Origin of the sequence: Pedobacter frigoris, assembly GCF_032678645.1 — a bacterium.
GTDB classification, from domain to species: Bacteria; Bacteroidota; Bacteroidia; order Sphingobacteriales; family Sphingobacteriaceae; genus Pedobacter; species Pedobacter frigoris_A.
Map to the genome: position 1 here is coordinate 862,961 of NZ_JAVTSP010000001.1, position 22,515 is coordinate 885,475.

A 22,515-nucleotide genomic window follows, 5' to 3' on the forward strand; every position below is an offset into this window, starting at 1 on the left:
TCAATTCATTATTCTTTTTAAACTAACGCCTACCCTTAGCGCCTTTAACCCCTCAACACCCTGCAATTCTTCTATTTCCAGGTATTCCAGATCGTTTGTCAGCAAGCCTAGTTTCTGCAATTTCTTAATATAACCGACATACTCCTTCGCTTCAGAACTGTTGAAATATACAATCGCTATTTTCCCGGGCTGTGTCAGTCGCTCATCGGTATTTTTTATGTGTGCCTTATCAATCCTTTTCTTCACCATCTGATAGCGGATATTGTAGCTTCCCTCCACGTCAAACCTTTGCTCATCGATCCTGAAACTCACATCAATAGGTTTATCATATACAAAAATCAATTGTGTCGTTTCGAGCGGCAATGAGAAATAAGGACCTAAATTATTAGTCGTCTGTGCTACTTCCGCAAGCACCCTGAGTTGCTTCATTCTGAAGCTGCCAAGCAAATCATCCGTAAAAGGAATCTTAGGTGCGATGGATTGCCCCAGATAAATATCAAACTCTACACCATCCGTCCTGAACTTTTCAAAATAATTAGGGTATATGCTTTGCAATTCTGCATTAAATTCATCAAGATGACGGCTTACTGCGAGATTGATCATTTGCATGCTTTTCTCATATTTCTCCCTGTTCTCGAAGATCTTGCCATTTACCCCTGTCTCTTTAAAGTACTTTTTTATAATTCCCTCGAGTTCAGGGTGACTGACCCGCAATTGGTCCATAGCCGCAGGAATTTGTCTTTGCAAATAATCTTCTGTTTTTAAGATTTCGCGATCTGACAATTCATCCAGATTTTTATAATTCCAGATTGCTTCTTCATGGGGTATCTCATTTTCTTTACACAAAGTAATTGTGCTCTTTATCGACTTAATGGTTTGTTCAAGTATTTCAAAATGCGAATAAAGATCTCTCCTGATTGCCGAATTACGTTGAATACTTGAATTTCTAATATCTACCGCGCCATAAAATGGATAAACATCTCTGAAGAAAATAGGTTCAACAGGCAGATTCCTTTCTCTGGCACCTGACTGTAAATAATTGTATGCTGCTTCATGGAAACGCCACTGTATAGCTGGTTGCAAGGCAGTAAATTTATCGGTGATAATGTCCTGTATATCATTGTTAAAATCAATAATGATATTCTGAAAGAGCTGTGCCAGCAATGGAAAAGCAGCTTCTATCTTCGTTAACGTATTTCCATTAAATTTACTCGAATCTTTTGTGTAGAGTTCAAGACAACCTACAAGTTTTGCATTATAGTACAACGGGAACAATGCATATGATTTTACGCCCACCTGCCCGAGTAAAGTCAGCATAGGATATTTAGACCGCTCGTCATCAGATATCTCCGGAAAGATCAATGTTCTCGGATTTAAAATATAATCGGCTATGAGATCCAGGTATGCGGCATCGTCTACATCATTTTCTTTAGCAAGCTGTATAAGTATACTGGTGAACCCGGAATGCTCATTGATCTGAAGCCTGTTATTCAGTCTGATATAAGGTATCAGTCCAAAATCAATTTGATCTGTACCTACGAGCGTTTTCAGTGCGGTTGCAATAGATTTAGTATAATGCCCCTTTTGTGACTCACTGTGTTCAATAATGATATTCTTTATGGTCTCCAGCGCATACTCTCCTGTAACGTCGGTGAGTGTGACTATGGAAATACCCTCAACCGTAAACAGATCCGGTGGTATCAGCTTCGATAAAATCTTTAAGGTATTACGCTCGTCCTGTATATAATCCTTCACATCCTTAAGATTATATTCAGGAAGTTTGGCTTTTGTTGTTACCTCGAGGAAACGTGTATCAACATTAAGCTTATAATACTTTAGCAAATGTGTATCCGGATCAATAATCGAATTGACCACTACCTGATTTCCTGTTAGTGAAAAATTATAAAAGCGTTCCAGCACAAGATTGTAGAATGCAGAAAGTACATTCTTCTCCATATCTTTTTTAGAAGGTAAAGAGATATCAGTCCTTATACTACAACTGGTAGCATCCATCAATACATTGTAAAATGCATTGGTCCCATAATGAAAACATGGAGTTATTGGTGTGCTTATCGCCCAAAACTGCTGGTTCTCGTCATTTATAATAGGTGACAAAGAAGTATATATCAGTTCAAAAAGCGCAGAATATTTCTTGGCCTCTTCAGTTGAAATCGGATCTTTAAGCTCAGGGTATTGATTAAACTGTTCCAGGATATACCTGTAAAAGTTGATCTTCGCAGTCTTCTCAGTACTGGCCCTCTTTTCTATGTACCTTATAAAAGGATTCAAAGACAGTCTGATGTCAGCACCTATCGAATACGCTCCTGATTCCCCATTCAATCTCTGATTTAAATTTAGCGTTATGGCTTGCATCTGAGTATACTATCTGTATTTGAATTTTATAATATTACCGTCTGTAATCTCATCTCCTTCATTGGAGATAAATAAATTCATATCCTTATCAAAAGCAATTCCCTCCGGCTGATTAAAGGTTGAAGAATTCAGTTTATGTACAGCTTTTATTTTCCACTTTTCATCCGTGATCACGAGCAATTTATTGGCCGAGGAGAGAATGTACCATTCATTTGTCTTTGGATTTTTGGTCATCGCCGAAGGACTCAAGCTCGGCTTCAGTTTGGGATTAACCGCTTTGATCTGGTTAAGATCCAGCTTGAAACTATCTGCAAGCACGATTGAATCAAGATCAGCCTTATAATCCAGTAAGTAGCCTGTAATCTGCTTTTGCTTCTTGTCTACCGGACAGCTTTTACAAAGTACATAAAGCTTGCTGGTTGCAGGATCTGCATATATACTTTCGTACTCTGCTTTAGGTATGATGTGTTTTGTTTCCTTTACATTTTTAGATTCTTCTTTTACTGCTTCAGAAAACGGGAAAGTATATAAAGCGCCGTTGCTTTTTAGCACAAATACCCGCTCATTAAAAATTGCCAGATCTTCAAAATCACCTTTTGATGCAAATTTCATGTTTTTCTGCTTCTTGACATCCCATTTTTGGCGGAACAGCTTACCGTCTTCATCCTGAATACTGTAAACGGTATCGCTGTTATTTTTATAGAATGCAATCCCAGATATTTCCAATAAACTTGAAGGCATGTTGAACTTATCGGGTTTATCGAAATTATAACCTTTTGGACTGGTGTATTTGCCATTGGGATTCTGGCAGGAATAAGCCCCAAAAAAAGACACTACCATAACCAGTATATAAAAAAATGCAATGTAGACGTACTTCATAAGCGGCGCTATTTATTTGTTTGGTTCTGCAAAAATAAGTAAATAGATTGCTGTGCATTATCATTTAGCTGTAAGTTAATGATTTTCATCACAATACTTTTTAAATCTTCATCATAAAGCGGAAAACAAACTTCTACCCGGCTATATATATTCCGGTTCATCCAGTCCGCAGAACCCATAAACACCTCTTTATTGCCATTATTTTCAAATACAAAGATTCGGGCATGTTCCAGATAACGGTCTACAATACGTATTACGCTAATATTTTCACTAAGCCCAGCCACACCGGGAACCAGACAGCATATTCCCCTCACGATAAGCTGCACCTTAACCCCTGCCTGTGAAGCCTCATACAGCTTTGTAATTAATATTCTTTCCTCCAGATTATTTAGCTTAATTGTTATACCGGCAGGAATTCCGCTTTTCGAATGTCGTATTTCGCGGTCTATTAAATCCAAAAATCGCTGCTGTAAATTAAACTGGGCTACCAATAGGTGATTGAATTCTATCTGATCTTCTGCCAACGGTACTTTTTTACGCTTGCTTAAAAACCCAAACAAAAATTCCAGCTCTTTGAGCATTGGCTGATGTGCAGTAAGCAAAATCTGATCGGTATAAAACCTCGCAGTGGTCTCATTCAGATTACCGGTAGCCAGCAATCCCAGATATTCCATATCACTTTCTAACTTACGTTTTACGAGCGCTACTTTCGCATGCACTTTAAGATCTATACTGCTGTAAATTATTTTGACACCAGATGCCTTCATTTTCTTAGCCCATTTGATGTTATTTGCCTCATCAAACCTGGCCTTGAGCTCTACCAGTACAACTACTTTCTTGCCGTTTCTTGCAGCACTGATCAACGCACTTACTATTCTGGAATTATTGGCTACCCGGTATAACGTGGTAAAAATTTCAGCTACCCTCCGGTCGTTTGCAGCTTCATTAAAAAATCTCAACACAGGGTCATACCGCTGATAAGGGACATTAACAAGGATGTCCTTTTTAAGGATTTCCTCAAACAAAGTACTATCCGGAGAAACCTTAACTGAATCTGCTGCCGGCCATTTTGGATAACTATACTGACTGCCCTGCAGCGGAAAATCACTCAGATCTTTTAAATTGTGGTATGTCCCCCCTTCTACTATTGATGCCTTTTGCAGGTTCAATGAATAGATCATGCTGTACAGGCTACGAAGCGGAATACCCGGTTCGCACAAAAAACGCGTTGCAAAACCAAAATCTCTGGTTTCAAGCTGACGTTCCAAAGCTTCCGTTATATCTTCATTGCTTTTTTCATCTATCTTTAGCTCGGCATCTCTGGTAATCTTCAGGTTAAATACCCCTCTTATTTCATCATCAGGAAACAGATAGCTCATGTTTTGTTTGATGATGTCCTCCAGGAACACAACGTACTTTTCACTCTGGTATTCAATGGCATATAATCTGGACATTGATTCAGAAGGTATGTTGATGAGCTCAAGCCGCTCAATTCCTTTTTTATCTTTTAAAATGACCACCTGGTACAGCTTATTATTCTCTGCAAAAAAAGATTTCAGGTCTTTATCTATAGGGTCTGAATGAATATAGGCAAGTACTTCTGTAAAAAACAGTTCTGAGACCTGATTGGCTATCTTGTCAGGAATCGGCTTGTTATAGATCCAGTGCACACCGAGATCTTCCAGGGCAGGAAGAATCTGGCTGGATATAATTTCACCAAATTTTTGCTGTTGGGTATTAATGGCCGATTTTGCCTGTTCGTAGTATTCGTCAACGGCCATTAAAACCGGCATCCTTACCCTATAAAACTCGTCAAGATTAGAAGAGTATATGGAAAGAAACTTAATCCTTTCTAAAATTGGAACAGCATCATCCGCGGCTTCCAAAAGCACCCTTTCATTAAAACCAAGCCAGCTTAAATCCCTGTTAAAGAAAACAGTTTCTTCCATAAATCTACATGGTTACTGCCGCAGCAGCTACGATAAAGGCAAGTACCGCAGCTATAATACCAAACATAAATACGTTATATGCAATTCTAAGCAACCTGTATTTACGTCCGAGTACGACACCCTGAGAATAAACGTCCTTGATTAGGCTCCCATAAAGAAAATCACGGTCATCCATTAACTTGATCATTCCACTTTCATAATCAGGCAGGCTCATTCTGTAAAAGTTACCAAAAAATAAAAGGTTTACACGTTTCGCTTTGATGTCGTCCGGTGTGAATATACCTTCAGGTATCGAAGGTCTAGTGGCCAAAATAGAGAATACCATAGTAACTACACAAATGATCAGCAGCAATAATGTCGGAATGATCAAATGAGGATTGTCTTCAAGTTTTCGCAACAGCAAACTCAATATTACCGAAAGTATGATGGAGTTTGTAGAGATCATAATATGGGCCTTATTATCAGCCATATCACTTAAACGCTGGTGATTTGTGGAAGTGATCCTGAACATGGTCTCTACACCACGCTCCGGCCTCTCATTCTTTTTCTTTTTCTCTTCCTTCTTCTCCTCTTTAATAAGTGAGATCTTAGTATCTGCTACAACTTCCGATTTCTTTTCGTTCATTTTATCTTCTAATTCGGCCAGATTAGCTGCCTTTTTCTCATTTAATAACTGCTGACAGTAATCAGTATGGTAATGATGCATCTTAAAAAGCGCAATGGTTTTTTCTCTCCATCGCCCTTTATCTATTTTGTATCCGGTGAAGGCCTCAACTTCACTGCGCATCAACTTGTTTTTTTCTTTAAAACTATCACCACCGAGATGAAACAGGTCAGCATCACACACAATCTGTTGTAGTAAACCTTCCGGTTGCTGGGGCATCTTTGTTGCCAGTATACATCCTTTTACCTGATCTGTTACTTCCTGCCCCAAGCCTCTTTCTTTTAAAAACTGCTCTGCAAGTTCAGCGCCTTTTGCCTCATGTTGTCCACAGTCTACCATATACCCAAGATCATGAAACCAGCAGGCAGCAGTTACAATAAAAAAATCCGGATCGGATAACTGGTAGTGATTCCCTATCCTTACTGCATTCTCAACAACTTGTTCTGTATGGCGTAAATTGTGGTAAATAAACCTCTCATCCTTATTGGATTGAAAAAGATTTGCAACGTGAGCGCGTAGCTGATCTAATATTTCCCGGTACTGCATCTTAATACATACTTTTTATTGTATAAATATGAGGGTTTTTTTATTAATAAAGTCGTAGTTGGCCCTTTAATTTGTCGTGTTTAACCATTTCTTCTCGCTTCCTTTACTTCTATATTTGTGTAGTTAGAAACTAAAAATAGCAATATGTCATTTCAAGGATACTTAAAAACCATAAAGGAAAAGACTGGTTTAGAACCAGGTGATTTCAGAAATAAAGCTGAAGAAAAACATTTCACTGAAAATGGCCTACTTAGACCAGAAGTAAAAGCAGGTGAAATTGTATCCTGGCTAAAAAATGATTATGACCTGGGACACGGACATTCAATGGCCATATACGCACTTCTAAAGGGAATTAAGAATGAAAATAGTCAATGATAAATTTTGACTAATTGACTTCGTTATCTTTTTCAATTTATTGTGAGATGCCTTTGTTTAGCTCCATTTAAGCTACCATAGGCTGATATTTTTTCCAATTGTCTGCAATCATCCAGATGTTAATGAGCAACATTACGCATGCAATTCCCATCCCCATCCCTGATGGCATGTGTACTGCATTGTGCAATACGATACCCACCATTACCGGCAAGATCACAATGGCACCGAGCGCTCTTGTTTTAGGGAATATAAAAAGCAATCCGCCCAGAACCTCTATAAATCCAACTAAAGGCATTAACCATTTAATTGTTCCGAAAGCCTCATACAGTTTCATCATTTGAGCCAATTCTTCAGGCGACATTTTGGGCATCGGATTGTAATGAAAAAATTTGTCAAGTCCGGCATTTAGAAACATTAAACCGAATAATGCGCTAAGGATGTTTTTTACAATTTTCATGTTTGTTTTAGTTTAGGTTGGTTTTCAAATTAATACTTCTATCAATTTTACTGGAGGATTTTGGTAAAAAACAGCCCCCTGGGTAAACAGACTTAACGATAATTAATACCAATTTAATAAAGATTCTTTAACATAATCATATTTAAAAATCAAATTACGCCAATAGCAGGAAATAAGACCTGTGCACAAAGTCAATTCACTAATCTGTACCTGTATAGCACAATGGAATAAGGCAAAGATCGTATTCCGTTCGTAATGAGTGCACCATGACTGCACCATGAGTGCAGGGTGAGTCCACCTTTTCCTAGTAAAAACGTGGACTCACCATTCATTTAAAGTAAAAACAACATGCATTCATTACGAAGTCATCATGAATCGAATTTGAGTATAAGTGATACACATCACTATTGCCCCTGACTACTGTCATGTAAAGTTCTGCTCGGGCTACTGAACTTTGGCAATATTGATTTTGATCATGTTTACAGAAAAGACCATCGATACGGAAACCCAATGTTATCATTGCGGAGACGAACTCCCTTCAAAACCATACTTTTTCGATGACAGACAATTTTGTTGTCTGGGCTGTCAGGGTGTATACAAAATCCTTTCAGACAACAACCTCTGCAACTATTACATTTACAACGATGTACCAGGACAAACGCAAAAGCATCCGGTCGGACATTTTGAATACCTGGATGAGCCCAGCATCATGGCTGATCTTGTGGATTATATGGATGAAAAAAATACGGTCATTACCCTTTTTATCCCTGCTATCCATTGTAGTTCCTGTATCTGGCTGCTGGAAAACCTGCACAAGATCAATCCTGCTGTCCGGCAGTCCAGGATTGATTTCCTGAAAAAAACCGTAAAAATCACCTTTAAGAATCAGGACGTATCTCTTAGAAAAGTAGTAGAAATGCTGGTTTCCATAGGTTATGAGCCCTTAATCTCTTTGCAGGATGTTGTTAAAAAACAACAATCGGACCGCTCTGAAAGAAACCTGGTTGCTAAAATTGCAGTTGCCGGATTTTGCTTTGGCAATGTCATGCTGCTCAGCTTCCCCGATTATTTTGGGTTATCCCGGATGGAAAATGAATTCAGGACATTTTTTGGATGGTTAAACATCGCATTCTGCATTCCTGTAACTTTTTACAGCGGCCGTGATTATTTTATTTCAGCATATACCAATTTAAAGAATAAAGTACTTAACCTCGACTTTCCCCTGGCATTGGGCATTACAGTAATGTTCATGCGTACCCTGGCAGAAATCATTACCGGTACCGGCGCCGGATTTGCAGACACCCTGTGTGGATTGATTTTCTTTCTGCTGATTGGGAAATGGATGCAACAGCGTACTTATCACCACCTTTCTTTTGAGCGGGATTACCGTTCCTATTTTCCAGTGGCTGTCACCATTATCAAAAATGGTGAAACCAGCTCCCTTCCGCTTGGCGAACTAAAGCAAGGCCATAGAATCCTGATCAGGAGCAATGAAATTATTCCCGCCGATGCCATCCTGTTAAAAGGAGAAGCGGAGATCGACTTTAGTTTCGTAACTGGTGAGTCTATACCGGTGACCAAAACACTTGGTGAAATTGTGTACGCAGGCGGCCGCCAACTCGGCAGTGCCATAGAACTGGAAGTCATCAAACCGGTGTCTCAAAGTTACCTGACCAGCCTATGGAACAATGAAGCTTTTTTCAGTGAAAAAGACCGCATCAAAACCTTCAGCGATACGGCCAGCAAGTATTTCAGCATTGCATTGCTACTCATCGCCGGAGGAGCGGGAGCTTACTGGATGTTTACCGGCGAGGCAGAAAAAGCCATCGCATCATTTACTGCAGTACTGATCATTGCTTGTCCATGCGCACTTGCTTTAAGCTCTCCTTTTACGCTTGCAGCTGTACTTAGCATATTAGACAAGAATAAATTTTACCTTAAAAGCACCGCTGTGGTGGAGGAACTGGCACGGATCGACACCTTTGTATTTGATAAGACCGGAACCATTACCAACCCGGAAGCTACGGGAATTACTTTCAAAGGCAACATTACTGCCGCACAAAAACAACTGGTCAATGACCTCGCGGCAAACTCGGGGCATCCACTAAGCAGGGAGCTGGTGCAGTTGCTGAATATAAAAAAATGCTATCCGACGGTCGATTATACAGAAAAAATTGGAAGAGGAATCAGCGGAAGAATCAATGGAATAGAAGTGAAATTGGGAAGTTCCGCTTTTATCGGCCTGCCGCTGATCAACTCTCCAATGAACAGCGCAGTACATGTCATGATCAATGGCGAATACCTGGGCCACTTCCTCTTTGAACAGCAATGGCGCAAAGGTTTCAAAGACCTGATCTTTAAACTGAGCAAGTGGGCAGATCTTCACCTCTTATCCGGCGATCAGGATCATGACAAACACACACTGATCCCCTTTTTCCCTAGCGCACAACAAATGCGATTCCAGCAAACACCACAGCATAAACTGGAGTACATCAAAGCATTACAGCAAAGACATAAAAAAATCATGATGCTGGGTGATGGACTAAACGATGCCGGAGCATTGCGTCAGAGCAATGTAGGTGTGGCAGTGACCGATAACATCAACAACTTCTCCCCTGACTGTGATGCCATCCTTGATGGTGCGGCATTCCATAAATTGCCGATGTTTATCCGCCAGGCAAAAGATGCTGTAACTGTAATTCACCTCAGCTTTGCCATATCACTGGCTTACAATGCACTGGGCCTGTACTTTGCGGTACAGGGTATACTCTCTCCGCTATTCGCAGCTGTGCTGATGCCACTGAGCACCGTTACTATCATTCTTTTCACCAGCATAGCCATCAGGTTGTACGCACGTAAAAACAAATTGCTATGAATATGATCTACTTCCTGATAGGATGCAGCATAGTGCTCGCGCTTATTTTTTTAGCTGCGTTTTTCTGGGCAAGTAAAACCGGCCAGCATGACGACACCTATACTCCTGCGGTACGTATCCTTTTTGAAGATGAGCCAACACCTGAAAACCATGCAAAAAGTGACGAAAATCATGTTTAGCCAGAACAAAGGTCATTCTATAAAAACGCACCCTACACTAGCTTTACATACATAAACCATTCATTATTTTGACATGACTGAAAAATTTTACTACGACAACAAAATCGTCAGAAACTTTGCCATAGCCACCATTGTATGGGGTATCATTGGCATGACAGTCGGACTCCTTGTCGCCATGCAGCTTTTTAAGCCTGCATTGAACATGGGTTCCCAATACACTACATTCGGCCGCATCCGGCCTTTGCATACCAATGCAGTCATCTTTGCCTTTGTAGGTAATGCCATATTTATGGGAGTATACTATTCGCTGCAAAGATTGCTTAAGGCACGCATGTTCAGCGATGTACTCAGCAAAATCCATTTCTGGGGGTGGCAACTGATCATTGTATCTGCTGTAATCACCCTGCCGCTTGGTCTGTCTTCATCTCATGAATATGCAGAACTGGAGTGGCCGATTGATATTGCCATCACTTTGATCTGGGTGGTTTTTGGAGTAAATATGTTTGGTACCATTTTCAAAAGAAGAGAGAAACATATGTATGTGGCCATCTGGTTTTACATCGCTACTTTCGTTACTGTTGCAGTATTGCACATCGTCAACTCCTTCCAGTTACCGATATCAGCATTCAAAAGTTATTATTTATACGCAGGGGTTCAAGATGCTCTCGTACAGTGGTGGTATGGCCACAACGCAGTAGCGTTTTTCCTGACCACCCCTTACTTGGGGATGATGTATTACTTCCTGCCAAAAATGGCCGGGCGACCGGTTTATTCCTACAAGCTAAGTATCCTTCACTTCTGGTCGCTCATCTTCATTTATATCTGGGCAGGCCCACATCACCTGCTTTACACCTCACTTCCAGGATGGGCTCAGTCATTAGGTGTAGCCTTCTCCATCATGCTGATTGCACCAAGCTGGGGCGGAATGATCAATGGCCTGCTTACCCTTAGAGGAGCCTGGGATAAAGTCCGTGAAGACGCGACTCTGAAATTCATGGTGGTGGGACTGACTGCCTATGGTATGGCCACCTTTGAAGGCCCGATGCTGGCTTTGAAACAGATCAATGCAATTGCACACTATACCGACTGGATTGTAGCACACGTACATGTGGGTGCCCTGGGATGGAATGGATTCCTGACATTCGGCATCTTGTACTGGCTGATCCCAAGAATCTACAGAACTCCGCTATGGTCTAAAAAACTGGCTGCTTTTCATTTCTGGATCGGAACACTGGGGATTATATTTTATGCTGTCCCGCTTTATTTCGCAGGTTTTACGCAAGGTTTGATGTGGAAAGAGTTTACCGAAGAGGGCATGTTAAAATATCCCAATTTCCTGGAAACAGTCATCCAGATCATTCCAATGTACGTCCTTAGGGCTATTGGAGGCGCGCTATACCTGATTGGTGTGATTGCGATGACCTACAACCTCATCAAAACCGTTAAGACAGGTAAACTACTGGCCAATGAACCGGCCGAAGCGATGGCGCTGGCTAAAGACTACCAGCCGCAAGGCAGCGAGAAAAAACTGCACAGGGTATTGGAACGCAAACCGATGGTGTTTCTGGTACTTTCTCTCATCGTCATCCTCATTGGCGGTATGGTAGAAATGATGCCTACTTTTACCATTAAATCCAATATCCCCACCATTAGCAGTGTAAAACCTTACTCACCGCTGGAACTGCAGGGGCGCGACTTATATATCCGCGAGGGCTGCGTAAACTGTCACTCTCAGATGATACGCCCATTCCGTTCTGAAACCGAACGCTATGGCGAATACAGCAAGGCTGGTGAATTTGTATATGACCATCCTTTTCTCTGGGGATCGAAGCGTACGGGACCTGATTTGCAGCGTGAAGGCGGTAAATATGGCAATGTATGGCATTTTAATCACATGCTGGATCCGCAAACCATGTCGCCGGGCAGCATCATGCCCCCTTATGAATGGCTGATCACACAGCAACTGGATACGACTACGACGCGGTCAAAGATCAATGCGATGCGCACACTGGGTGTACCATACGAATTGGGATATGAAAACGAAGCAAATCAGGATCTGGACAAGCAGGCAAAAAGTATTGCTACCGACCTTAAAAATAACAACGTGAGAGTAGCGAGCGACAAGGAAATCATTGCCCTGATTGCTTATCTGCAACGTTTGGGAACTGACATTAAAGCAAAATAACACATTAAACAACAAGCATATGTTTAAGCAATTTTTAGATCAGGTAGACGGCAACCAGGGTTACCTGATCACTTCACTGGGAATATTCATGCTTTTTTTCATCGTGGTCGCCATCCTGCTGATCATCATGAAAAAGGATGAAGTAAAATACATGAGTGAACTACCATTAAATGACGAAGAAAAATGACCGATATATTGATCTGGGCCTTACTGTTTACCGCAATAATTATCCTGGTTGTTTCGGTACTGGTTTTAAAAGTAATCAGGCTCTTTGTACAGGAAAGTATCAATCCTACACGTTTTGCGACGGAAGCAGAAAAAGCAGAATACCATCTGCAACAGGAACAGCTGGAGATGAAAAAGAAAGCCAAATCATGCATCTGGAACACGATTATGGGATTAAAGCCGATATCCGAAGAAAAAAACCTGATGATGGACCATGAGTTTGATGGCATTGCAGAGCTGGATAACCCCACTCCTGCCTGGTTCATGGTATTATTCTACGGCACAATGATCTTTGCTGTTGTATATATGTTCAGCTATCATGTGATGGATTGGGGTAAATTACAGGAGGATGAATATGCCGCTGAATTACAGCAGGCAGAAGACGACCGGATTGCATTACTACAAAAACCTGGCAATAAAGCCAATAAAATAAATGAAACCAATGTAGAGGCATCTACAGACGCTGCTGTACTTCAGGCCGGAGGCGCATTATTCAAAAACGTATGTGCGCCTTGTCATGGTGAGCATGGACAGGGACTGGTAGGCCCTAACCTGACCGATGAATTTTGGCTGCATGGGGGAACCATCAAAGAAATCTTTAAAACCATCAAGTATGGCGTACCTGAAAAAGGCATGATCGCATGGGAGAAAACTATGAATGCAAAACAGATCGCCGAGATCAGCAGTTACATTTTATCTATCCAGGGAAGCAATCCGGCAGGTGCTAAAGCTCCTCAGGGTACAAAACAACCATAATGTCACAGCGTCCGGCACATTTCAGAACACAACTTTCCACCCTTACCGATGATGGTACAAAGCGAAAATGGCTTTACCCCCGTGTGGAAAAGGGAAAGCTGTACCGATATCGAAGCCGGCTCAGCTATTTCTTTTTGACCCTCCTGTTTGCTGCTCCCTTTATCAGACTAAACGGTGAACAACTGATCTTGCTAAATGTACTGGAAAGGAAGTTTGTGTTTTTCGGGGTAATCTTTTGGCCGCAGGATTTTTACTTATTTGTGCTGGCTCTGCTTACTTTTATTGTTTTCGTGGTCTTGTTTACCGTTGTCTTCGGCCGTGTATTTTGTGGCTGGGCATGCCCCCAGACCATATTCCTCGAAATGGTATTCCGTAAAATTGAAATCTGGATCGAAGGCGACCAGTTCAAACGCAAAAAACTGGACGAAGGCCCGCTCACATCGGAAAAGATCTTCAAAAAGGGTTTTAAGCATATCATTTACCTTAGCATCTCATTCCTGATCGCCAATGTATTCCTGGCCTATATCATCAGTTCGGCAGCACTCATTAAAATCATTACGGAGCCTGTATTCCTTCATTTGTCGGGCTTTATTTCCATCTGCATATTCACCATTGTATTCTACCTGGTGTTTTCCAGGATGCGTGAACTGGTATGTACCGTGGTTTGTCCCTATGGACGTTTACAAGGCGTACTGCTGGATAACCAGAGTATCATAGTGGCTTATGATTATGAGCGTGGTGAGCCAAGGTCTAAGCGCATCAAGGATGCTGAAAACATCAAGGGCGATTGTATAGATTGCAAACTATGTGTTGATGTCTGCCCCACTGGAATCGACATCCGAAATGGCACACAAATGGAATGTGTCAACTGCACCGCCTGTATAGATGCCTGTGATATGGTAATGGAAAAGGTTAGCCGGCCCATCAGACTCATTGGCTTCAAATCTGAGGACGAGATCAGGGACAAAAAAGGCTTTAAACTCAATAAACGCGTCTATGCATATTCTGCTGTATTGATTGTCCTTATGAGTGCCTTGTCTTATTTGCTGATGACCAGAAGTGAGATTAAGACTACGATCCTACGGGCTAATGGAACACTTTATCAAACAAGAGAAGAAGACCAGACAGTCAGTAATTTATATAATACCGAACTCATCAACAAAACAAGTAAAGGATTGAAGTTCCATATCATCCCGGACCATCCTAGAGCAAAGATCCAATACATACAAACTCAGGATTCCATAGCCTATGGAGGCGTCGCAAAACTAACCTTCTTTGTGATCCTTCCTCAAAGCGAGATCAAAAAATACAAGACTGAAATCAGCTTCAGACTGGTATCCGGAGGAAAGACGCTGGATCTTTTTGAAACCACATTTATCGCACCACCTAACCATTAAGCACATGAACTGGGGAACAAAATTAATGATCGGAATGGGTATGTTTATGACCTTCATCATTGTATTGGCAGTATTGATGTTCAACAGCAAAACTGATGCTTTGGTGGATATTGACTACTATGAAAAAGGTCTGAACTACAACCAGGAATACACCGGCAAGGAACAGGTAAAAACAGATAATGCAGCACCGGAAATCCAGCTATCGACTGAAAGCATCGTACTGAAATTTAAGAATATTGCCGTTGGGAACCTCAGGCTAATGCGTGTTTCAGATAAGAAAATGGATAAAAAGATCAGTTTTGAGACCAATGCTGATTATGAATTCATGGTACCTACAACAGATATAGCTAAAGGCCGGTGGCGATTGATCATCAGCTGGAAGAGCAAAGAGAAATCATACTTGTACGAACAGGAGGTAAATCTGTAATGAGTAGCGACAAACTAGCTTTTATGATCGGCCTTTTGGGCAGCCTGCACTGTGTTGGTATGTGCGGACCACTTGCTTTTGCAGTCCCTTCGCTTAGAGGCGCCTGGCTGTATGTTGCGCTAGACAAACTTAGCTATCAGCTTGGGAGGATCATCTCCTATTGTCTGCTTGGTTTGATCATTGGTACAATCGGCCGTCAGATCTGGCTTTCGGGATTTCAGCAGCTAATCAGTATCCTCAGTGGCATCCTGATCCTCCTGGCGGCGATATCCCGGATAACCAAACTTTCTTATTTCAGCAAAAACCCCTCCTTTTTACTGAAACCATTTAACCGTTTGTTCAGCTATGCATTGAAAAATAAGGCCAGCCACCTCATTATCGGACTTGTCAATGGGCTTTTGCCTTGTGGCTTTGTGTACCTTGCGCTGGCCGGAGCATTAAATACCGGAAATATACAAAATGCGGTATCGTACATGTTCTGGTTTGGTCTGGGCACCGTACCTTTAATGTTCATTGCTACGTTCAGCATGGGCTTTACAGGACAACTGTTCAGAAAGAGGATAAATAAAATCATCCCTTATATGATGCTTTGCCTTGGCATCTGGTTTATCCTAAGGGGTATGGAACTTAATATACCATATTTAAGTCCGCAAGCCCCGAATGAAGCAACAATATGTAAATAACTAAAATGAGAGATATACAAAATAGAGAAGACATACAATATCTGGTAGAAACCTTTTACCAGAAAGCCCTGAAAGACGAACTGATAGGCCCTGTTTTTAACGCCGCTAACTTCTCTTTGGAAGCACACGTCCCTGTAATGGTCACCTTCTGGGAAACGATTTTACTGGATGTCGTCACTTATAAAGGGAATCCGATGCTGAAGCACATCACATTAGACAAAACCGTCCCATTAGAACCTGAACATTTTGATCGCTGGATGAGCATCTGGACAATGACAGTAACTGATAAGTTCAACGGGCTCAATGCTCAGCAGGCTGTCAACAGAGCCGATTCTATCGCAAAGCTCATGCGGTTCAAAATAGCAGCAAACAGAAAATAACACCATATTGCTGCAGGATAATTAATTACCCTGCAACGCTAAAAAGTGCCGTTTCAGGCTGATGATCATACAGCCTTGCATCAAGGCTCATGCAAATATTTCTCAAAAACCTTTTCCCGAACGGTGTCACACTCAAATGGTCCTCAGATAAAATCACCAAACCATCCTGAGCCAGCCACCGCATGCGTTCCAGGCCCTGCATTAAAGCTTCAGTTCTTTCTTCAGGTAACCGCCAGGAAGTATATCCCCTGCACATGATGTTGATGATATGTCTGCGAATCACCAGATCTTCTTCGTCCAGGATATGTCCTTTAAAAACCGGTAAACGGTCATCATTCACCATATCGGTATATTCTTCTACCTTCTTTACGTTCTGGGCAAAAGCACCCCAGGTGTCACTGATGGATGAAACACCGAGACCAATCATGAGTTTGCTGTATTGATGGGTGTAACCCATAAAATTCCGGTGTAACTTCCCCCGCTCTCCTGCTTCATACAGACTGTCCGTACTCAGCGTAAAATGATCCATCCCGATTTCGATGTAGCCTCCATCTTTCAAAAGCTGGCGACCCAGTTCATACAGTTCCTGTTTTTGCCCCGCAGTTGGCAAATCCTGCTCAGAAAAATGCCTTTGTCCTGGTTTCATCCAGGGCACGTGTGCATAACTGTAAAATGCAATGCGGTCAGGTTTCAGTTTGAGGACCTCATCCATAGTATTCCGCAATCCCTGTGTAGTTTGTAAAGGAAGACCATAAATCAGATCATAGTTCACTGAATAGTACCCTGCCTTACGCGCAAGTTCCGTCACTGTCTTCACGTCCTCCACGCTCTGTACACGGTTGATGACCCGCTGTACACGGATATCAAAATCCTGAATACCTAAACTCAGGCGTTTGAAACCTAGTTTTTTCAATTTGGTGAGGTGTAAACCAGTCGTATTTGCCGGATGTGCTTCAACGCTAAATTCTGCTTCTTCATGCATATCAGCATATTCAAAGATCCCGTTCAGCAGTGAGGCCAGATTCTTGGGACTGAAAAAAGTTGGCGTACCCCCTCCAAGATGCAGCTCTCTTATAACCGGACGTGTATCGAATAAAGCAACATACAACTGCCATTCTTTTAAAACAGTGGCTATGTATGGAACTTCTACTTTATGATTTTTGGTGATCCTGGTATTGCATCCGCAGTAAGTACACAGACTTTCACAGAAAGGCAGGTGAATATACAGACTAATCCCGTCGAGGTGATTGCTGGCTTCAAAAGTTCCTTTTACTGCGTTTTTCCATTTGACTTCATCAAATGAAGCTGTATCCCAATAAGGAACAGTCGGATAACTGGTATAGCGTGGTGCAGAGACACAATACTTGTCGATCAATAAATTAGTGGTCATGGTGGTGTGTTTTGTTGATTGTCGTTAATTCACTGGCTTTGTCGCAAGACCTGGAACAGACACAGGAAAGTCCCAGACAACGGTTCTGCTGCCATTTATCGAGATTTAGAATGGTTTCTGAAGCAAGGGCCAATGGAAGTTCTGCTGGTGTAAGTCCTGTCAATATCTCTTCAGGCACGCTAGCCAGTCTGATTCCATAAACTGCCGCTACGTCCTGATCAATGTGAGCGCTGGAGGTCGATCTTGTTGCAATATACTTTACACCCAGTTCAGCAAGTTTATTGATCACGGCTGCAGAAACATCATCCTCCTCAAATACGATGACCGCTTCCTTACCTGAAGCATAACTTACAGTTTCTATGCTTAAAGAATTAGAAATCAGAGTTATTTCATGCTTTTTATGATTGGCTATTGCCAACGGTTCTTTTTCCGAAGACTTGATACTGTATGCGACTACTTTCATGCTGACTTGATTTTAAAATCAAAATTAGCAGTATCGCATGTCCCGGAGAATGAGGGTCGTCAGCCAGAAAAGTGATGTTTATCAATTTTAAAGCCCGATGCAGGACAGACTACCTTCTAAAAGAAAGTTTAAAGGTGGTTTCTTTATTGATCGTACTTTCAAAGTGAAGTAATCCATCCATCAGGGACACATATCGACGGACAATGTTAAGTCCCAATCCTGTCCCGGGAATGTTTCCAATATTATTGGCTCTAAAGAAAGGTTGAAACAGATGCTTCTGATCAGCCTCGGGAATACCAATCCCATTATCCTTGACAACCACTGTATATTCATGGTCATTGATCTCTGTATTGAACTCAATAAAAGTATTTTCCCCGGAGTATTTAATGGAGTTAGAAATCAGGTTAATCATACAATTACGAAGCAGGTTTTGATCTAAATTCACAATACTGGTCAACCCGGTATGCTGATAGATTATATTCTGGTTCTGCTTGGCAATCAGTTGCATTTCTTCAGTTACCTCTTCAGAAAGTTTAACTAAGTCGAAGGAACTAAAAGCAGGCTCTACCTTTCCCGCTTCCAGGCGTTCGAGAGAAAGGAAATCATTCAGAATAGTAGTAAGATTACCCACTGCATTCTTGATTTTTCCTACATGCTTGGTAATATTTTCATTCTCAAAAGGATGAGCATATTTTTCTATCAACGATGCTGATAACTGAACAGAACTTAAAGGCGTCCTGAATTCATGCGAGGCCATAGATACAAACCTGCTTTTCATCTGGTTCAGTTCTTTTTCCTTTTCCAGCGACAAGCTCACCTCTTCTTTTGCCTCACTCAAGGCTTTCACCGTCTTTTTCAATGATTTGGTACGTTCTTCGACCAGTTCTTCCAGCTCAGCAGCGTATTCTCTCAGACGTTCCTCTGCTTCTTTCTCTTTGGAAAGATCATGAATAAAACCTGTATAGATGATCCTGTCGTCGTATTGAACTTCACTTACAGCCAACCTAAAAGGGAAAGTTGTACCATCCTTCCTTAAACCCCTTACTTCTCTACCCTTACCGATAATACGTTTTTCCCGCGTGGTTTGATAACGTTCAATATAACCATCATGGCCGCTCTTATCAGGTTCCGGCATCAGCATCTTGATGTTCCTGCCCTTTACTTCTTCAATAGTATAACCAAATAGCTTAAGCGCGGCAGGATTGAGACTTTCTATATTCCCACGATTGTCGATGGTAATGATCCCATCGATTGCTGTCTCAATAATTGCTTCTAATAACCTGACTTGCTCCATTATGCTACTTTTCACAAATATACAATTTGAACAGTATTGATTTGTTATCCCTATCATGTTAAAACATGACTCCTGTCATATTTTAAGCTGAAAATACACTGCTATTTTGTACCTGAAATCAATCTTTAAAAAAACACATGAACCATACTTTTCACATTCCTGTCTTAGGCCTTGGCTATTCTATAGATACTCCTTTAAAAATTGCCCGCTTTGGCATTTCATCTGTCGTGTCCATTGTAGATGATGAGCTGACAGAACGCATGAGAAAATTTCATATGGAACAAAATGGTGAAAAGTATGAGCAGATCGACAAGAAGACGGAAGACAGCAGGGCGCTGCGCATCACTGCTTACTTAAACCTGCTGAACAGACTGGTATACAAGCAATTTTCAAAACTGAAAGAAGAAGAATTTAAAGAGGGAACAGAGTTGACCACCTATTTTGAATTGCTACCTGAACAGTCAGTACTGAAAACCTCCTACCTCTGCATGTTGCGAATGAGCGGACCAGAAAGGCTGATGATAGAAAAGGAATTAAAAGCGGCAATAAGGTCAGGACAAATTGATGTAAACATCATGTCAAAGGTCGACAAGGCAAATTATAACACTGATAACGAATACCTGGGCGACGATTATACCGATGCGCTGGCCGCGATGCGTGGCTTCGCCAATAGCGATCTTAACTCCGCGGTAATCATATCGGCAGGGTTAAACCCAAGATTGTATGCATATATGGAACAATGTGCATGTTTTTATCCTGACGCGTCCGGGTCTTTGACAAAAAAGATCATACTCAAAGTAAGCGATTTCAGGTCAGCCATGATTCAGGCTAAAATACTCGCGAAAAAAGGATTATGGGTGTCGGAATTCAGGGTAGAATCAGGTCTGAACTGCGGAGGACATGCATTTGCAACTGAGGGCTTCTTACTGGGACCCATACTGGAGGAATTTAAAGAAAAACGTGGGGTACTGGCAGAAGAACTATATGAAATTTACAGCACCATTCTCATCAGCAAAGGATTCGCACAGCCAATACTTCCTCCGCAAAAGATCACTGCACAAGGAGGAATAGGAACAGCGGAAGAGCATGCATTTTTACTCAATTACTATCAATTGGATGCAGCAGGCTGGGGCAGCCCATTTTTACTGGTACCGGAAGCTACAAATGTAGATGATGACACCCTTCTGAAACTGGAACAAGCTGAAAAAGACGATTTTTACCTGAGTAACGCTTCTCCTCTTGGCGTCCTGTTCAATAATTTCAGAGGCAGCAGCATAGAACAGCAGCGGGTCGACCGCATAGCAAAAGGAAGACCGGGAAGCCCATGCACCAAGAAATTCCTCTGCACCAATACAGAATTTACGGAATTGCCGATTTGTACAGCTTCCAGGGAATACCAGCACCTCAAGATTAAACAGCTGAATGAAATGGGCCTTAGCCCCGAAAATTACAGGCAGCAATTTGAAGCAGTGACCGAAAAGGTTTGCCTCTGCGAAGGACTATGTGCATCGGCATACCTGAAAAACACCATGCTAAAGCCAAAAGAAAATAAGGCAGTCAGCATCTGTCCCGGACCAAACCTGGCTTATTTTTCCAGAAAATACAGCTTAAAGGAGATGATCAATCACATTTACGGACGGGAAAACCTGCTGGAAAACATGAGCAGACCAAACCTGTTCATCAATGAACTAAATCTTTATATAGATTATCTAAAAAAGGATATTTCCGGTCAGATCAACGAGCTGAACGCTAAAAAGATCAAATACTTCAGTAAGTTCAAGGAACAGTTAATGAGTGGTATCAGTTATTACAAACAACTGATCCCTGAAATAAGTAAGCATTCTGGTTTTTCTGTAAAAGAAATGCACAGCCTCCTGCTACAGGCCGAACAATATTTATTACTTCAACCTGGCCTTCATTAAAAACACGTTATATGGCTGCCACATAGACATCAGGAAGAAAAGCTGATCGGTATTTCCATACCCGGGATAAATAAATGCACCATACAGTCCGGGATATTCTGCCGCACTGGCCAGTGTCTGCTCAGCACTCCATATGCCACTAATTTCTTTAGCCGTTCTCATGACGAGTTGATGTTTATCTTCATTCAGATACGTAATTATCCAGCGCCTGAATTTGGTATAGTATGCAAGTGAAAGTTCTCCAGCGGGAGCATTAATAATGGGATCAGCCGCTTTTTCGTCATTCGACACCCAACCTTTTGTTTTGTTCCAGTATTCGTACTGTTCTTGTTTCAATATAGCTGATTCCTTAAAACGGGCAAGATAAATGGCACCCCATCTTCCTGAGACTGTCCCCGTCATGTATACATATCCCGATTTTTTAGCATAGGCTGTCTGAGCAAAGTTACTGTTTGCAGAAAACCGGATTTCATTACACTTTTCCCATCGCTTTCCTTTATCAGGAGATCGGTATAAGCCGGAATAGTTAGTCGCCCAGCTGCCCGGACCGCCCCATTTTCTGATGTCCATAAAATGAACATAATCCACACCTGCTATATTTACAGCTGCAGTCGGGATAGCGGTATGACTTCCAGAGCCATCCACAATATGTGGCGAGGGAATCAGTTCATGACTGATCATACTGGTAAAAGTAATCCCGTCTTCTAATTGCCGGTCCTCAGCGATCCCAAGCACATTAGACCGCCAGTTGCCAGCCCTGCCCGGACCTCCTTCCTTTACAGGCGCCCAGTCCTTCCCATAGGTATCCCCGAAAAGCAGGCCTGTTTTACCATCCCCCATGTCCCATGCAATTCCCAGGTCTGTACCTCCAATATCGTACCGGTCATGGGTTTGATTTGGATTTGGCAGGTGCTCGCCAGGCTGTGTTTTACCTGTCACCCGCGCCACACGGGCAATTTCATAGGGAACCACGTCACTACTTAAATTCGGCCTGCCTTTCTCCCGCAATGCTGTGCAGGCGGCTAAACTGAAAAAGAAACATATTGAAGCGATGACCGGTATTTTATTTTCAGGGAAACTTACCATTTCAGTAAAT

General features: G+C 41.8%; 20 protein-coding genes. 11 read left to right on the forward strand and 9 right to left on the reverse strand.

Annotated elements, in window-relative coordinates; all coding sequences use genetic code 11:
* From R2Q78_RS03845 to R2Q78_RS03860, 4 genes are read right to left on the reverse strand one after another with little or no spacing between them, the layout of a single operon-like run.
* Window positions 1–2,340: a GAF domain-containing protein gene (locus tag R2Q78_RS03845; RefSeq protein ID WP_316789042.1), complete on the reverse strand. Its 2,340-nt coding sequence runs from the start codon at window positions 2,338–2,340 to the stop codon at window positions 1–3.
* 42 nt (window positions 2,341–2,382) lie between these two features.
* Entirely contained in the window at window positions 2,383–3,252 is an 870-nt protein-coding gene (locus R2Q78_RS03850; protein WP_316789044.1) for an SdiA-regulated domain-containing protein, read from the reverse strand.
* An 8-nt stretch (window positions 3,253–3,260) separates the two neighbouring features.
* Entirely contained in the window at window positions 3,261–5,201 is a 1,941-nt protein-coding gene (gene ppk1, locus R2Q78_RS03855) for a polyphosphate kinase 1 (RefSeq protein ID WP_316789046.1), read from the reverse strand.
* A 4-nt stretch (window positions 5,202–5,205) separates the two neighbouring features.
* Window positions 5,206–6,411: a Pycsar system effector family protein gene (locus R2Q78_RS03860; protein WP_316789048.1), complete on the reverse strand. Its 1,206-nt coding sequence runs from the start codon at window positions 6,409–6,411 to the stop codon at window positions 5,206–5,208.
* Between the two features lie 144 nt (window positions 6,412–6,555).
* On the opposite strand from R2Q78_RS03860, the gene R2Q78_RS03865 reads away from it, so the two are divergent.
* Window positions 6,556–6,786: a DUF4287 domain-containing protein gene (locus tag R2Q78_RS03865; RefSeq protein WP_316789050.1), complete on the forward strand. Its 231-nt coding sequence runs from the start codon at window positions 6,556–6,558 to the stop codon at window positions 6,784–6,786.
* A gap of 67 nt (window positions 6,787–6,853) precedes the next feature.
* Here the strand turns inward: R2Q78_RS03865 and R2Q78_RS03870 are convergent, their stop codons facing one another.
* On the reverse strand, window positions 6,854–7,243 hold the full coding sequence (locus tag R2Q78_RS03870) for a DoxX family protein (RefSeq protein WP_316789052.1): 390 nt from the start codon (window positions 7,241–7,243) through the stop codon (window positions 6,854–6,856).
* A gap of 475 nt (window positions 7,244–7,718) precedes the next feature.
* On the opposite strand from R2Q78_RS03870, the gene R2Q78_RS03875 reads away from it, so the two are divergent.
* The 9 genes from R2Q78_RS03875 to R2Q78_RS03915 all read left to right on the forward strand — a co-directional run bounded on the left by R2Q78_RS03875 (window position 7,719) and on the right by R2Q78_RS03915 (window position 16,350).
* The gene (locus R2Q78_RS03875; protein WP_316789053.1) at window positions 7,719–10,118 is read left to right on the forward strand and encodes a heavy metal translocating P-type ATPase; all 2,400 of its coding nucleotides are present in this window, start codon (window positions 7,719–7,721) and stop codon (window positions 10,116–10,118) included.
* On the forward strand, window positions 10,115–10,297 hold the full coding sequence (gene ccoS, locus R2Q78_RS03880; RefSeq protein ID WP_316789054.1) for a cbb3-type cytochrome oxidase assembly protein CcoS: 183 nt from the start codon (window positions 10,115–10,117) through the stop codon (window positions 10,295–10,297). Before R2Q78_RS03875 ends, ccoS begins: the two co-directional genes overlap by 4 nt.
* Window positions 10,298–10,370: 73 nt before the next feature.
* On the forward strand, window positions 10,371–12,482 hold the full coding sequence (gene ccoN, locus R2Q78_RS03885; RefSeq protein WP_316789055.1) for a cytochrome-c oxidase, cbb3-type subunit I: 2,112 nt from the start codon (window positions 10,371–10,373) through the stop codon (window positions 12,480–12,482).
* Between the two features lie 19 nt (window positions 12,483–12,501).
* Complete coding sequence (locus R2Q78_RS03890; RefSeq protein ID WP_316789057.1) at window positions 12,502–12,669, forward strand: hypothetical protein; 168 nt, start codon at window positions 12,502–12,504, stop codon at window positions 12,667–12,669.
* The gene (locus R2Q78_RS03895; protein ID WP_316789059.1) at window positions 12,666–13,463 is read left to right on the forward strand and encodes a cbb3-type cytochrome c oxidase N-terminal domain-containing protein; all 798 of its coding nucleotides are present in this window, start codon (window positions 12,666–12,668) and stop codon (window positions 13,461–13,463) included. Before R2Q78_RS03890 ends, R2Q78_RS03895 begins: the two co-directional genes overlap by 4 nt.
* The gene (gene ccoG / locus R2Q78_RS03900) at window positions 13,463–14,860 is read left to right on the forward strand and encodes a cytochrome c oxidase accessory protein CcoG (RefSeq protein WP_316789060.1); all 1,398 of its coding nucleotides are present in this window, start codon (window positions 13,463–13,465) and stop codon (window positions 14,858–14,860) included. The genes R2Q78_RS03895 and ccoG overlap by 1 nt, the downstream gene beginning before the upstream one ends.
* Before the next feature lie 4 nt (window positions 14,861–14,864).
* On the forward strand, window positions 14,865–15,287 hold the full coding sequence (locus tag R2Q78_RS03905; protein ID WP_316789061.1) for a FixH family protein: 423 nt from the start codon (window positions 14,865–14,867) through the stop codon (window positions 15,285–15,287).
* A 23-nt stretch (window positions 15,288–15,310) separates the two neighbouring features.
* Window positions 15,311–15,970, forward strand: coding sequence for a sulfite exporter TauE/SafE family protein (locus R2Q78_RS03910; protein ID WP_316789062.1), 660 nt, complete (start codon window positions 15,311–15,313; stop codon window positions 15,968–15,970).
* Window positions 15,971–15,975: 5 nt separating this feature from the next.
* On the forward strand, window positions 15,976–16,350 hold the full coding sequence (locus R2Q78_RS03915) for a group III truncated hemoglobin (protein WP_316789063.1): 375 nt from the start codon (window positions 15,976–15,978) through the stop codon (window positions 16,348–16,350).
* A gap of 25 nt (window positions 16,351–16,375) precedes the next feature.
* On the opposite strand, the gene hemN is transcribed toward R2Q78_RS03915, so the two are convergent.
* From hemN to R2Q78_RS03930, 3 genes are all read right to left on the reverse strand, one after another.
* On the reverse strand, window positions 16,376–17,740 hold the full coding sequence (gene hemN, locus R2Q78_RS03920) for an oxygen-independent coproporphyrinogen III oxidase (protein ID WP_316789064.1): 1,365 nt from the start codon (window positions 17,738–17,740) through the stop codon (window positions 16,376–16,378).
* A complete protein-coding gene (locus R2Q78_RS03925) occupies window positions 17,730–18,203 on the reverse strand; it encodes a lactate dehydrogenase (protein WP_316789067.1) in 474 nt (157 codons plus the stop codon). The genes hemN and R2Q78_RS03925 overlap by 11 nt, the downstream gene beginning before the upstream one ends.
* A 109-nt stretch (window positions 18,204–18,312) precedes the next feature.
* Window positions 18,313–19,497, reverse strand: a complete 1,185-nt coding sequence (locus tag R2Q78_RS03930) for a PAS domain-containing sensor histidine kinase (protein WP_316789994.1) — start codon at window positions 19,495–19,497, stop codon at window positions 18,313–18,315.
* 137 nt (window positions 19,498–19,634) lie between these two features.
* Between R2Q78_RS03930 and R2Q78_RS03935 the strand changes: the two genes are divergently transcribed.
* Window positions 19,635–21,419, forward strand: coding sequence for a hypothetical protein (locus tag R2Q78_RS03935; protein WP_316789068.1), 1,785 nt, complete (start codon window positions 19,635–19,637; stop codon window positions 21,417–21,419).
* Here R2Q78_RS03935 and R2Q78_RS03940 read toward each other — a convergent pair.
* Window positions 21,396–22,505 carry a DUF4185 domain-containing protein gene (locus R2Q78_RS03940; RefSeq protein WP_316789070.1) on the reverse strand — a complete coding sequence of 370 codons (1,110 nt, stop codon included), beginning with the start codon at window positions 22,503–22,505 and terminating at the stop codon, window positions 21,396–21,398. The two genes, R2Q78_RS03935 and R2Q78_RS03940, sit on opposite strands and share 24 nt — an antisense overlap.
* Between the last annotated feature and the right edge of the window lie 10 nt (window positions 22,506–22,515).